The following is a 12,674-nucleotide window of genomic DNA, read 5'->3' as shown; positions in this document are numbered from 1 at the left end:
GTGCGCCAATCATCCGCCGAGGAGGTCGCCGATGTCCGATGTTTCAGTTGGGCCAGCCTCGTATGTCGTGGTCCCGCCGCTGCCCTGGTCGATGCCGCGCCCTGTCGTGGCGATTGCGGCCGCGCTGATCGCGGTTGCGGCGGCGGTCCTCACCGCGCCCGATTCGGCCACCGCCGCGCGGGCCCAGAGCGATGCCGAACTGGTGCTGCTGCTGCGCTTCATGGCCGGCGTGAAGGCTTTGATGGCGCTGGCCGCGCTTGCCGCGGTGCTGTGGCGGCTCGGCTATCCTGTTTCGCCGGTGTTGAGTGCCGCCTACGTGCTGGCGCCCGCACTGATGGTCGCGGCGCCGCTGCTGATCTGGCAGATCGCCCCGACCGCGCTCGGCGCCGGGCTGTTTCATGGCGGCTTGGCGCTGTTGCTGCTGGCTCTGTTCGCCGACCGCAGCCAGACTTCGAAGCTGATCCGGAGCAAACTGTCGGCTCGGCGTTCGGCCTGAGCGCTACGCCGCCGGCACCTTCAGCCAATCCAAGAGAGCGACATTTGCCTCGCGTGGGTAGCTGTGACTGAGGTCGGCGATCTCGCGGTAGCTGACGTCAGCGCCGGCCGAGACCAGCGCCTCGTGGGCCTGCCGGGCCACCTCCACCGGAAACATCCAGTCGTGGCGGCCGTGCACGATCTGGATCGGCAGCCCGCGCAGCCGCGCGGAATCCGCCGCGCCGGCGAGCAGCGGATGAAAGCTCGCGGCGATCGGCGCCAGATGGGTGAACGGCGAGTCGCTGGCCAGGCCCGAGACATAGCAGAAGGTGCCGCCGTCGCTGAGCCCGGTCAGCAGCAGCCGTGACGGATCGACCCGCCAATGCCCCCGCACCTCGTCGAGGATGCAGGCCAGATTGGGCGAATCGACATCCTCGCCCATCAGCGCCCAGGTTCGTCCGGTCGCGGTCGGCGCCACCACGATGGCGCCGCGGGCGCGGGCGTCACGCAGCCAGCTCCACAGGAACAGCCGGCCGTGGCCGCTGCCGCCGTGCAGCGCCATCACCAGCGGCCACTCCCGGTCGGGGTCGTAGTACTCCGGCACATAGAGCGAATAGCCGCCATGGCTCGCTGCCTCGTTCAGGCGGTGGAACACGCCGCTGTCCGGATGTTTCGGCTGCGCCAGCCGAGCCAGCAGCGCCTCGTCCTGCTGGGTTTCGGGGGCGAGGAAGAAGCTCGACACCGGCGGCAGTGTCGCGGCCAGCGGATACAGCGCTTCCAGCGCCTGCGGCAGATGTCGCAGTGCGCGAAACACGTCGGTCAGATCGCCCTGGCCGGCCTCCACCGCTCGCAGCGCCGCAAATGCAGCGAGCGCCTGATCGCTCGCGCCTCGCAACGGCTCGCGCAGATGCGCGAATGTCTCCGGCCAGCCCGCCAGTCGCGGCAGTTCGGCACGCAGCGCCTCGTCCGGCGTGCCTGTGAGCTGCATCAGCGCACCAAATTCCGGCGGATGCAGATAGCGCGCGACGAAGCCGACCGACTCCAAGGTCTGCAGCAGCGGCGGCAGCAATGCCACGATGTCGTCGACGACCGCTTCGCTCATCGTGTTCCTTTCCGGCTTCCCGCGCATCGTCGGACAGTGTCAGGGATCGGCACGGCCGCAAACCGCAAACAGCATCGACTCTGCTGCGGCGGGGCTCGAATTCGCCCGAAAACCCTTTACTGTGCCGAGGAGCCAAAGCCCGGCGGGATCGTTGCTGCTGGTGAGGCAGGGGGAACTGGATGCCGGCATCCGAGAACAAATTCTTCATTCTGCTGCTGGTGACGGTGACCGGCCTGTTCGGATGGATCCTGTGGCCGCTGTACAGCGCGGTGCTGTGGGGCATGGTGATCGCGATCCTGTTTGCGCCGCTGAACCGCTGGCTCAATCAGGCCTTCGGCTTCCGGCGCAATCTGGCGGCGTTGACGTCGGTGACGATCATCGTGCTGATGGTGCTGTTGCCGCTGTCGCTGCTCGGGGCCGCGTTGGCGCGGGAAGCAGCGGGGATGTACACGAAAATCGAGTCCGGCAACCTCGATCTGCTCAATACGCTGCGCGAACTGCTGGCGGCGCGGCCGGACTGGATCGGCGATCTGCTCGGCCGGTTCGGGGTCGGCAATCTGGCGGACCTGCAGCAGCGGCTGTCGGCGGTCCTGCTGCGCGGCAGCCAGTATCTGGCGGGGCAGGCGCTCGGCATCGGTCAGAGCACCTTCGACTTCACCGTCAATCTGTTCGTGATGGTGTATCTCTTGTTCTTCCTGCTGCGTGACGGCGATCTGGTCGCCGGGCGGATCCGGCGAGCGACGCCGCTCGGCGTCGATCATCAGACCCGGCTGCTCGACAAGTTCACCGTGGTGATCCGTGCGACGGTGAAGGGCAACATGTTGATCGCCCTGATCCAGGGCTCGCTCGGCGGCCTCGCCTTTTACGTGCTCGGCATCAGCGGCGCCCTGATGTGGGCGGTGGTGATGGCGTTTCTGTCGCTGCTTCCCGCAGTCGGTGCCGGTCTCGTCTGGCTGCCGATGGCGCTGTACCTGATCTTCACCGGCTCGATCTGGCACGGGATCGGACTGATCGTCTGGGGCGCGCTGGTGATCGGCATGGTCGACAATGTCCTGCGTCCGATTCTGGTCGGCAAGGACACCCGGATGCCGGACTACGTGGTGCTGATCTCGACCCTCGGTGGTCTCGAAGTGTTCGGGCTCAACGGCTTCGTGGTCGGGCCGGTGATTGCCGCGATGTTCATCGCCGCCTGGGACATCTATTCGACCTCCCGAGAGGAAGCCGGCGACACGCCGCCGATCGGCGCCAGTGCCGGCCCGGTGGAGGTCGAGCCGCCACCTGCGGCGGCGGCCCGTAACGACCGCGGTGTACCGCCCGCTGCCTAGATCCCGAACCAGGGCTGCAACAGCCGGGCGAGCCTGCTCTTGAATCGCAGCGGGGCGTCGGTGACGGCGAGGCAGATGCAGTCGCCGTCCGGGCCGGCCTGGGGTTGATGCTCGGTACGCTCGTCGGTTTCCGCGACGTCGCCGCGGCGCATCACCGCCGTGCCGTCGCACAGCGTTCCGTGCAGCACCAGCGTCAGCTCGCGCCCGGAATGGCCGTGCTCCAGCACCCGCGTGCCGGCCTCGAACCGCAGCATTCGGGCGCGAGGGCCGCAGCCCGGTATATCGATGCTGATCTGCTGGACCCACGGCGCCAGCCGAGTCCAGCGCAAGCCGGCCAGATCGGTACCGAGATAGCTGCGCAGCGGCTCGGGAATCACGATGTCGGAGCGAGGCCGCAGCGCAGATGCGGGCATGGCCGAGGCCAATTCCGGCTCGGTCTGGGTCCGTGCCACTACGTTTCGCCACAGGTCAGGCGTCACCTCCGCGGCCGGCAGCGCATCGAGCATCTGTCCGCCGAGCGCATCGGCGGCCGCGGCTCGGATGCGGCAATGCGGACACAGCGCCAGATGGGTAGCGACCAGCAGGCTCGAGGCTTCGTCCAGCGTGCCGGCGGCGTAGCTCAGCAGCAGATCGTCGCTGATGTGATGGCGGACCGTCATCGCAGGTCTCCCGCCGGCAGCTCCAGCGCCGCCCGCAGCTTGCCGAAGGCGAGCCGGATCCGCGACTTTACCGTGCCGACCGGCAGGCCGAGCTGTTTGGCGATCTGGCCGTGGGATTGGTTTTCGTAGAACGACAGCATCAGTACGCTCTTCTCGTTGGACGACAACGTCTCCATCACCTCGCGCACGCGTTGCTCGGTCTCGGTGCGCTCCAGCCTGCGGTCGGGCGGCTCCTCTTCATCGGGCACAAATGCCGGATCGTGCGGGTCGAAACCCGGCCGCTTCGCCTGCCGCAGCCGGTCGATCCCGAGATTGCGCGCGATGGTGAAGATCCAGGTCGAGGCCGACGCCTTTGCCGGATCGAACTGCGCAGCGTTGCGCCAGACCGAGACCAATGTCTCCTGGGTGATCTCTTCGGCCAGCACCGGATCGCCGCAGCGCCGGGCAAAGTACGATTTCAGCCGCGGCGCGAAGTGTCGGAACAGAGTCTCGAACGCGGCACGGTCCTGCGCGGCCGCGATGCGGACAATACAGTCCGACATCTCCGCCGACGGCGGAGGTGGACCGTCGCGCAGTTGATCCATGACGACCGCTCCGTGTCCGGGCGAGTATCGATCCGGCGCATCGCCGTGATGCACGCACTCCGAGCCGCGCAGCCTAGCGCGCGACCTCATGATCCGCAGCACGCCATCTGTCGCGCTCACATGCGCGCGAGTAGTAATCAGGTAGTCGCAGTTGGGGACTGAGTCGGGTGTGCGGAGGATCATGACGAGCCAAAGCGCGATCGGATCGATTGCATTTTGTCTGATACGAACCAGCCGACCATTTGGATCACATCGTCGCCGCAGAAATGCCTTGCGGCAATTTGCGCAGCAGGTCGATGGCGAATCACGCGGCTGTGATGATGCGGGTGTGATCCGACGCGTCCGGTGCGTCGTAAACAGCGTGCTAACAGCCAACGGGAGGTCTGGTGATGTCGATGTTTCGGAAGTTGAACGGGATGGAAGCTGCTGCGATCGGCGGTGCGCTGCTGATGACGCTCGCCCCGCTGGTGCCGTACGCGATGCTCGGCTGATCGTCGGGCAAGGAAAGCGACGGATCGCACGCGAGTCCAGCGATGGTCGTGGGGCCTGCCGGCTATGTCGGCGGGCCTCCGGCTATATTTCCATCGACTGGCAATCAGTTTCTGCGCCGAAACGTCGCGAACTGAAAACGCTGTTCGGCGCCCCACGGCGTTGCATGAATGTCGCGGCGGCTGTCGGTCATCTCGAACTCCGGCGCAAACTGACTTTGCAGACCGTCGGCGTCGTAGCGCGCCACGGGCAGGCCGCTGCAACGCTCGGGGCCGTCGAACGCGAAGGTGCCGACGACCGCATAGCCATCCGGCGCCACCGCGCGGAGCAGCCGGTCTCGGTAGGCCGCGCGATCGGCCTCAGCGGTGAGAAAGTGGAAGGCGGCGCGGTCGTGCCACACCGCGTAGCTGCGCTCCGGCGTCCATCGGGTGACGTCCGCAACGATCCATCTGATTGCTGCGGCACGCGGGCCGAGCCGGTCACGCGTGGTCGCGAGCGCGGCCTCGGACAGGTCGAGCACCGTCAGGTCGCGGCGGCCGAGATCGAGCAGATGATCGACCAGCCGCGACGCACCGCCGCCGACATCGAGGATCGCCGCTTCCGGCGGCAACGACAGCGCTGCGATCAGGTCGAGCGAGATCGTCGGCGTATCCTGGAACCACGATACGTCCTGCTCGCCCTTGGTGGCGTAAACGTTCTGCCAGTGGTCTGTCATCAGGTCTCCTTGCCGGACAGCGTCTGCACCAGGGTGATGAACTGATGCGCCAGCGGGTTGTTGGCGCCCGTCGACAGCGCATGAACATCGGCCGAAATCGGCTGCCCCGCAATCGGCCGATACACGACGTCGGGGTGCGCCAGCTTGCTGACGAATTCCGGGATGATGGCGATGCCGAGACCCGCGGCGACCAGGCTCGTCAGCGACGTCGACTCGATCGTCTGATGGGTGACGCGCGGCGCGTAGCCGGCCTCGAAACAGCACTGCCACAGGTACTTCGCAAACAGCGAGTCCTCGAGCCGCAGAAACACGAAGCTCTCGTTCCGGAGATCCGCCAGCGTCACTTTCCTGGCCGCCAGCGGATGACCTTTCGGCAGCACCAGCCGGACCGATTCCCGCCACGCCAGTTCGCTGGCGATCTCGGCATCCTGCGGCGGACAGCGCAGGAAGCTCACATCGGTCTGGCCGGATTTCAGCGCCGCGATCTGTCGGTCGGGCGACATTTCGTGGATGCGCAGATCGACGTTCGGATAGTTGAGCGCAAACTGCTGGATCGCCCGTCCGAGCGGGCCGGTCAGCACTGACCCGGTCAGCCCGACATTGAGAATGCCGGCGGTGCCGGCGCCGATCGAGCGGGCGCGCTGCACGGCGGTTTCGGCTCGCTCCAGAATCGCGAGCGCCTGTTTCAGAAAATCCTCACCGGCGCGGGTCAGCGCGACGCGGCGCGTCGTCCGCTCGAACAGCGGGGTGCCGATTTCGGCTTCCAGATCCCTGATCTGCTGGCTGAGCGGCGGCTGGGCAACGCCGAGGCTGTCGGCGGCCGCGGTGAAATTCAGGTGCCGCGCCACGGCGGCGAAGTAGCGGAGATGGCGGATTTCCATCCTCAAATCATATGCCAAACGTATCAATCGAGACATATGAAATATTTGACGTCTAGAAACTCAGCAGTGATTGTTTCTCAGGCTCCAGATCCGGGAACATTCCGATGAAGCGGTTTTTCGCATCGCTGTTTGGGCAGGTGGTCACCGCCCTCGTGCTTGGTGTGGCCCTCGGTGCGCTGTGGCCCGAGGTCGGGGTCGCGCTGAAGCCGCTCGGCGACCTGTTCATCAAACTGATCAAGTTCGCGATCGCCCCGCTGGTGTTCGGCGTGGTGGTCAACGGCATCGTCGGCGCCGGCGACCTGAAGAAGGTCGGGCGGGTCGGGCTGAAATCGCTGATCTACTTCGAGGCAGTGACGACGGTCGCGCTCGCGCTCGGCATCGTGCTGGCCTACGTGTTCCAGCCCGGCGCCGGCATGAATGTCGATACCGCGACGCTCGATGGCTCGGCACTCGCCGGCTACAGCAGCCACGTCAAGGAAGTCACCGGCTTCACCGACTTCATTATGCGGCTGGTGCCGACCACCTTCGTCGACGCCTTCGCCAAGGGCGACGTGCTGCAGGTGCTGATCATCGCGATCCTGTTCGGCGCCGGGCTGTCGCTGCTCGGTGAGCGCGGCAAGCCGCTGGCCGACAGCATCGAGCGCATCACCGAGGTGCTGTTCAAGATCATCGGCATCATCGTCAGGCTGGCGCCGCTCGGCGTGCTCGGCGCGGTGTCGTTCACGGTCGCCAAATACGGCATCGGATCGCTCAAGCAGCTCGGCCTGCTGGTCGGCCTGTTCTATGCCGGCGTTGCGCTGTTCGTGTTCGTGATCCTCGGCGGCATCATGCGGCTGGCGGGCTTCAGCCTGTTCAAGCTGCTGGCCTATTTGCGCGAAGAACTGACAGTGGTGGCCGGCACGGCGTCGTCGGACAGCGTACTGCCGCAGGTGATGCGCAAGCTGGAGCGGCTCGGCATCAAGGACTCCACGGTCGGTCTGGTGATTCCGACCGGCTACTCGTTCAACCTCGACGCGTTCTCGCTGTATCTGACGCTGGCGACGGTGTTCATCGCCCAGGCCACCAATACGCCGCTGTCGTTCGGCCATCTGCTGGTGATCCTCGGCATCGCGCTGCTCACGTCGAAGGGCGCCCACGGCGTTCCCGGATCGGCGATCGTGGTGCTGGCCGCGACGCTGTCGGCGGTGCCGGATATTCCGCTGATCGGCCTGGTGCTGGTGTTGTCGGTCGACTGGTTCGTCGGCATCGCCCGGGCGCTCGGCAATCTGGTCGGCAACTGCGTGGCGACCGTGGTGATTGCCGCATGGGAGGGCGATATCGACCGGGCCCAGGCGAAACGCGTGCTGAACGGCGAAGTGACCACCGACACCGCGGCGATCCTCGACGCGCCGATCGCCGAAGCCTCTGCCTGACCGCCTAGCCTGATACCAAGAAACGCAGGGAGACCGCGATGAACGCCCCGATCTACAACCCGGCTTGCGGCGGGCTGCCGCCGCAGAGCGCGCTCCACACCGGCCGCGCGGTGTTCACCGAGGCCTATGCGGTGATCCCGCATGGCGTGATGAGCGACATCGTCACCAGCCTGCTGCCGGGCTGGACCAAGACCCGTGTCTGGATTCTGGCGCGGCCGCTGTCCGGTTTCGCCGAGACCTTCGCGCAATATCTGGTGGAGGTCGCGCCCGGCGGCGGCAGCGATCATCCGGAGCCGGATCCGCAGGGCGAAGGCGTCGTCTTCGTGGTCGGTGGTACGCCGAGCCTCGAGCTCGACGGCAAGTCCCATGCGCTGCGCCCCGGCAGCTACGCCTATCTGCCGCCCGGCTGCGGCTGGCGGTTGCACAACGCCGGCAGCGAGCCGGCGCGCTTCCACTGGATTCGCAAGGCCTACGAACCCGTCCCCGGTCTTGCTGCGCCTGACGCCTTCGTCACCCATGAGTCCGAGATCGAGCCCGCCGGCATGACCGGCACCGGGGGCGCCTGGGCGACGACGCGGTTCGTTTCCCCAGAGGATCTGCGCCACGACATGCACGTCAACATCGTCACCCTGCAGGCCGGCGCCTCGATTCCATTCGAGGAAACCCATGTGATGGAGCACGGGCTGTTCGTGCTCGAAGGCAAGGCGGTGTATCGGCTCAACCGCGACTGGGTCGAAGTCGAGGCCGGCGATTTCGTGTGGCTGCGCGCGTTCTGCCCGCAGGCCTGCTACGCCGGCGGTCCCGGCCGCTTCCGCTATCTGCTGTACAAGGACGTCAACCGCCACCCGGCGCTCGGCCGCCGCGGGCTCGGACGATGACCGCGACCGCGCGAAAGATCGTGGCGCAGCCGCTGAGGACGGCGGCGTTCGCGCCGTTCGGCCAGGTGATCGATACGGCGCAGGCCTCTTCGCGTCCGATGAATGCCGGCATGGCAAGGCGCTTCCACGATCTCGCCGAGATCGAGGTGATCGGCGACGGCGCGCGCGTCGTGGTCGGCCTGGTCGAGGCACAGCCTTACGCGATGCCGCTGTGGCTCAATCTGGTCGAGCGCCATCCGCTCGGCGCCCAGGCGTTCGTGCCGCTGAACGCCGCGCCGTTTCTGGTGGTGGTCTGCCCGGACGAGGACGGCAGGCCCGGCGCGCCGCAAGCCTTTGTCACGGCCCCGCATCAGGGCATCTGCTACGCCCGCAACGTCTGGCACAGCGTGCTGACGCCGTTCGGCGCAGCGCAGGATTTCGTGGTGATAGATCGTGGCGGGCCGGGGGTGAATCTCGAAGAGCACGTGTTCGACGAACCTTGGACCGTGCACCTTCCTGCGGGCCGCTGACGACCTGCCGCTCGGCGATCGCCACGCAGTCTCCGCAACCGGACTAGGGCCGTTCAAACGTGATGCTGTAGCCGAAGACGTTGCCGACGCAGCGCAGCTCACGAAATCCCGCGGCCGAGACCTGCTGGCGCACGCGGCGGCGGGAGACGTAGTGCGGATCGAAGATGCTCTCGGCGACCAGCAGCCGGCCGCCGGGGCGCAGCATGCGATGCACCGACGGAAAGATCTCGGTGCCGCGCGGAAATTCGCCGAGTGCCATCACCATGACGGCGGCGTCCAGCGCGCCCGCGGGGATCGCCGCGTTCCGCACGTCGGCGCGAAGCGGCTGAATATTCGTCAGCGCTTCGGCCTCAGCCTTGGCGGCCACCTTCGCCAGCATGCCGTCCTGAATGTCGAGCGCGGTCACCCGGCCATGCGCTCCGACGGCGCGCGCCAGCGGGATCGTCACCCGTCCGGGACCGCAACCGATGTCGATCGCATGGTCGCCCGGCCGCAACTGCAATTGCGCCACGACCTGTTCGGAGCGCGTGGCGCGCGCCAGCGGGTTTTCCATTTCCACCAGCCAGGCGATCTCCGACGGGCACGGCAGCACCGTCCGCCTGGACGCCATACGCCAGCCGATCCAGACGGCCGGCGGCAATAGTAGAAGAAAATAACCCGACATCACCGATCCATTCGCGAGCGACTTCGAACGCAGCAGTGCAGCCTGTCGGAGGCGGTGTAAAGCGAGCAGGGAAGCTGTGGCGAGGCGACGAGACGGAGTGGTTTCGCCGCGGGTGGACTATGGATCCAGCTCGGTGTCCCAATACAAATAATCGAGCCAGCTCTCGTGCAGATAGTTCGGCGGGAACAGCCGGCCGTTGCGGTGGAGCTCATGGACCGTGGGGGCGAAGGCGGTCTGGCGCGGGAACATCCTGGCCTGTTCGGGCGTCAGGTTGCCCTTGCGCAAATTGCACGGCGAGCAGGCGGCGACGACGTTCTCCCAGGTGGTCTGGCCGCCCTTCGAGCGCGGAATGATGTGATCGAAGGTGAGATCGTCCGGCGCGCCGCAATATTGGCAGACGAACCGATCGCGCAGGAACACGTTGAACCGGGTGAAGGCCGGATGCGTGGTCGGCTTGACGAAAGACTTCAGCGACACCACGCTCGGAAGCTGGAAGTCGAGGTTCGGACTGTGGACCGCGCGGTCGTAATGGGCGACAATATTGACGCGATCGAGGAACACCGCTTTGACCGCGTCCTGCCACGACCAAAGCGATAGCGGATAGTAACTGAGCGGCCGGAAATCCGCGTTGAGCACCAATACCGGCCAACCGCCATGCGAGACATGCGCGTTCAAGAAACGCTCCTGACCCCCGTCGATCGACGCTGCGAAGCAGCATGCGAAGGCATACTACAGTCAGCGTGACGGCCTTGTGAAGGGCGATGCAGAAATGTCCGCTCCGCAAGGTGGGATTTTCGCCCAAGCCAGCACGTTGGCACAGCAAGCGTATTCCAGAAACCCGGCGCTTCGGAGGTGATTGTTCCATTTTTACCAGCCGCGTTGACGGGGTCGCGGCGGGCTAGCAGATTGACCCGGACAGTTCCCTGAAATCCGCCAATCCAAGTGAGGAGGCGTCATGTCCAGCACAGCAACCGCATCGATCAAAGCCGTCGCAGATGCGCCCGCCCATCGTCCCGGCCGCGGTCGGGTGTACGAGTCGATCGCCGACGCGTATGGCGATACGCCGCTGGTACGTCTGAACCGGCTGCCGCAGCAGCACGGTGTCAAAGCGACGATCTACGCCAAGCTCGAATACTTCAATCCGGCCAGCAGCGTGAAGGATCGTATCGGAGCGGCGATGATCGCGGCGCTGGAGCAGGAGGGGATCATCAAGCCGGATACCGTGCTGATCGAGCCGACCTCCGGGAACACCGGTATCGCGCTGGCGTTCGTGGCCGCTGCCAAGGGCTACCGGCTGAAGCTGGTGATGCCGGAATCGATGTCGGTCGAGCGCCGCAAGATGCTGGCCTTCCTCGGCGCCGAACTGGTGCTGACCGAAGCCGCCAAGGGCATGAAGGGCGCGGTCGCCAAGGCCGAAGAGCTGGTCGCGGCGACCCCCAATGCGGTGATGCCGCAACAGTTCAAGAATCTCGCCAACCCGGCGGTGCATCGCCGCACCACCGCGGAAGAGATCTGGAACGACACCGACGGCGCGGTCGATATCTTCGTCGCCGGCGTCGGCACCGGCGGCACCGTCACCGGCGTCGGCCAGGTGCTGAAGCCGCGCAAGGCGTCGCTGCAGGTAGTGGCGGTCGAGCCGGAGGAAAGCCCGGTGCTGTCGGGTGGTGCGCCCGGCCCGCACAAGATCCAGGGCATCGGCGCCGGCTTCGTGCCGGACATCCTGGATCGGTCGGTGATCGACGAAGTGGTCAAGATCCCGAGCGCCACCGCGATCGAAACCTCGCGGGCGCTGGCCCGGCACGAAGGCATCCCAGGCGGCATCTCGTCGGGCGCGGCGATCGCCGCGGCGATCGAACTTGGCAAACGGCCGGAAAACGCCGGCAAGACCATCGTGGCGATCGTGCCGTCGTTCTCGGAGCGCTACCTGTCGACGGTGCTGTTCGAAGGCGTCTGATCGGCCGGGCCGCGACGCTACAGCCGGATTGCGGGAGCGTGCCCGCGATCCGGCGCGGAGCGGCTTGAAATTATGTCACCACCAGCTCGGTGCCGGTGAGCAGGCGGTAGGCCTTGAGATAGCGCTTCGAGGTCGCCTCCACGATCTCGGCCGGCAGCTTCGGCGGCGGTGCTTCGCCGTTCCAGCGGCCGGCGCGGCGTTCGGCGTCGAGATAGTCGCGCAATGGCTGCTTGTCGAATGACGGCTGCGGACGGCCGGGGGTGTAGGTATCGGCTGCCCAGAACCGCGAACTGTCCGGCGTCATCACCTCGTCGATCAGGATGATGCGGCCGTCTTGGTCGCGGCCGAATTCGAATTTGGTGTCGGCGATGATGATGCCCTGCTCGCGGGCGATCTCTTCGCCCTGGGTGTAGACCGCGCGCGTCATGCTCTCAAGCGTGTAGGCGTCGTCGTCGCCGATGATCTCGCGCATCCGCGCGATCGTGATGTTCTCGTCGTGGCCGGTCTCGGCCTTGGTGGCCGGCGAGAAGATCGGCGGCACCAGCCGCTCGCTCTCCGTCAGCCCCTCGGCCAGCTTCTCGCCCGCCAGTGTGCCGGAGGCGGCGTATTCCTTCCAGGCCGAGCCGGTGATGTAGCCGCGGATCACGCATTCGATCGGGAACACGGTGGTGCGCCGGCACAGCATCGTCCGGCCTGCGATCACGGCGCGATGCTCGCTCAACGCCGGGACTGCGGCGATGATCTCGTCGGTGTCGGCGCTGATCATGTGATGCGGCACCACGCCGCCGAGCTGATCGAACCACCACGCGCTGATCTGGGTCAGCACCGCGCCCTTCATCGGAATGGTCTCGCCCATCACCACGTCGAAGGCGCTGATCCGGTCGGTGGTGACGAGCAGCAGCCGGTCGTCGTCGACGGCGTAGATGTCGCGCACCTTGCCGCGGCCGATCTTGGTCAGCGGGAGGTCGCTCGAGAGCATCGTGGTCATGGGCGGTGTTCCAGGCAGAGGTGGCCGTCGGCGCAGCCGG

At 66.5% G+C, this 12,674-nt stretch carries 14 protein-coding genes; 6 read left to right on the top strand and 8 right to left on the bottom strand.

The features are described from left to right. The first annotated feature begins 31 nt into the window (after positions 1–31). A complete protein-coding gene (locus FLL57_RS19870) occupies positions 32–496 on the top strand; it encodes a hypothetical protein (protein ID WP_142883815.1) in 465 nt (154 codons plus the stop codon). A 3-nt stretch (positions 497–499) separates the two neighbouring features. On the opposite strand, the gene FLL57_RS19865 is transcribed toward FLL57_RS19870, so the two are convergent. Then, positions 500–1,576, bottom strand: a complete 1,077-nt coding sequence (locus FLL57_RS19865; RefSeq protein ID WP_142883814.1) for a phospholipase — start codon at positions 1,574–1,576, stop codon at positions 500–502. A gap of 179 nt (positions 1,577–1,755) precedes the next feature. Here FLL57_RS19865 and FLL57_RS19860 point away from each other — a divergent pair, with 179 nt between their 5' ends. Continuing rightward, positions 1,756–2,901 (top strand): AI-2E family transporter, encoded by a 1,146-nt coding sequence (locus tag FLL57_RS19860; RefSeq protein ID WP_013500427.1) that lies wholly within the window; start codon positions 1,756–1,758, stop codon positions 2,899–2,901. On the opposite strand, the gene FLL57_RS19855 is transcribed toward FLL57_RS19860, so the two are convergent. The 4 genes from FLL57_RS19855 to FLL57_RS19840 all read right to left on the bottom strand — a co-directional run bounded on the left by FLL57_RS19855 (position 2,898) and on the right by FLL57_RS19840 (position 6,229). Next, positions 2,898–3,560, bottom strand: coding sequence for a ChrR family anti-sigma-E factor (locus tag FLL57_RS19855; protein WP_142883812.1), 663 nt, complete (start codon positions 3,558–3,560; stop codon positions 2,898–2,900). The genes FLL57_RS19860 and FLL57_RS19855 overlap by 4 nt on opposite strands. Next, the gene (locus tag FLL57_RS19850) at positions 3,557–4,144 is read right to left on the bottom strand and encodes a sigma-70 family RNA polymerase sigma factor (RefSeq protein WP_142883810.1); all 588 of its coding nucleotides are present in this window, start codon (positions 4,142–4,144) and stop codon (positions 3,557–3,559) included. Before FLL57_RS19850 ends, FLL57_RS19855 begins: the two co-directional genes overlap by 4 nt. Before the next feature lie 595 nt (positions 4,145–4,739). Then, positions 4,740–5,348 carry a class I SAM-dependent methyltransferase gene (locus tag FLL57_RS19845; RefSeq protein ID WP_142883808.1) on the bottom strand — a complete coding sequence of 203 codons (609 nt, stop codon included), beginning with the start codon at positions 5,346–5,348 and terminating at the stop codon, positions 4,740–4,742. Then, on the bottom strand, positions 5,348–6,229 hold the full coding sequence (locus FLL57_RS19840; protein ID WP_142883807.1) for a LysR family transcriptional regulator: 882 nt from the start codon (positions 6,227–6,229) through the stop codon (positions 5,348–5,350). The genes FLL57_RS19845 and FLL57_RS19840 overlap by 1 nt, the downstream gene beginning before the upstream one ends. A 104-nt stretch (positions 6,230–6,333) precedes the next feature. Between FLL57_RS19840 and FLL57_RS19835 the strand changes: the two genes are divergently transcribed. From FLL57_RS19835 to FLL57_RS19825, 3 genes are read left to right on the top strand one after another with little or no spacing between them, the layout of a single operon-like run. After that, positions 6,334–7,641 (top strand): dicarboxylate/amino acid:cation symporter, encoded by a 1,308-nt coding sequence (locus FLL57_RS19835; protein WP_142883805.1) that lies wholly within the window; start codon positions 6,334–6,336, stop codon positions 7,639–7,641. Positions 7,642–7,679: 38 nt separating this feature from the next. Further along, positions 7,680–8,519: a bifunctional allantoicase/(S)-ureidoglycine aminohydrolase gene (locus FLL57_RS19830; protein WP_142883803.1), complete on the top strand. Its 840-nt coding sequence runs from the start codon at positions 7,680–7,682 to the stop codon at positions 8,517–8,519. Next, positions 8,516–9,028 (top strand): ureidoglycolate lyase, encoded by a 513-nt coding sequence (locus FLL57_RS19825; protein ID WP_142883801.1) that lies wholly within the window; start codon positions 8,516–8,518, stop codon positions 9,026–9,028. Before FLL57_RS19830 ends, FLL57_RS19825 begins: the two co-directional genes overlap by 4 nt. Before the next feature lie 43 nt (positions 9,029–9,071). On the opposite strand, the gene FLL57_RS19820 is transcribed toward FLL57_RS19825, so the two are convergent. Together FLL57_RS19820 and FLL57_RS19815 are read right to left on the bottom strand one after the other, a co-directional pair. Continuing rightward, a complete protein-coding gene (locus FLL57_RS19820) occupies positions 9,072–9,638 on the bottom strand; it encodes a class I SAM-dependent methyltransferase (RefSeq protein ID WP_235677174.1) in 567 nt (188 codons plus the stop codon). Between the two features lie 171 nt (positions 9,639–9,809). Beyond that, positions 9,810–10,367 carry an HNH endonuclease gene (locus FLL57_RS19815; protein ID WP_013500437.1) on the bottom strand — a complete coding sequence of 186 codons (558 nt, stop codon included), beginning with the start codon at positions 10,365–10,367 and terminating at the stop codon, positions 9,810–9,812. A gap of 280 nt (positions 10,368–10,647) precedes the next feature. Here FLL57_RS19815 and cysK point away from each other — a divergent pair, with 280 nt between their 5' ends. Next, entirely contained in the window at positions 10,648–11,646 is a 999-nt protein-coding gene (gene cysK, locus FLL57_RS19810; protein WP_013500438.1) for a cysteine synthase A, read from the top strand. 70 nt (positions 11,647–11,716) lie between these two features. On the opposite strand, the gene FLL57_RS19805 is transcribed toward cysK, so the two are convergent. Next, entirely contained in the window at positions 11,717–12,634 is a 918-nt protein-coding gene (locus FLL57_RS19805; RefSeq protein WP_142883797.1) for a phosphoribosylaminoimidazolesuccinocarboxamide synthase, read from the bottom strand. Positions 12,635–12,674: the final 40 nt, after the last annotated feature.

The sequence above is a fragment of the Rhodopseudomonas palustris genome (genome assembly GCF_007005445.1).
In the GTDB taxonomy this organism is placed as follows: domain Bacteria; phylum Pseudomonadota; class Alphaproteobacteria; order Rhizobiales; family Xanthobacteraceae; genus Rhodopseudomonas; species Rhodopseudomonas palustris_G.
The sequence above is the reverse complement of the archived record's forward strand: the minus strand, read 5'-3'. Positions and strand labels throughout refer to the sequence as shown.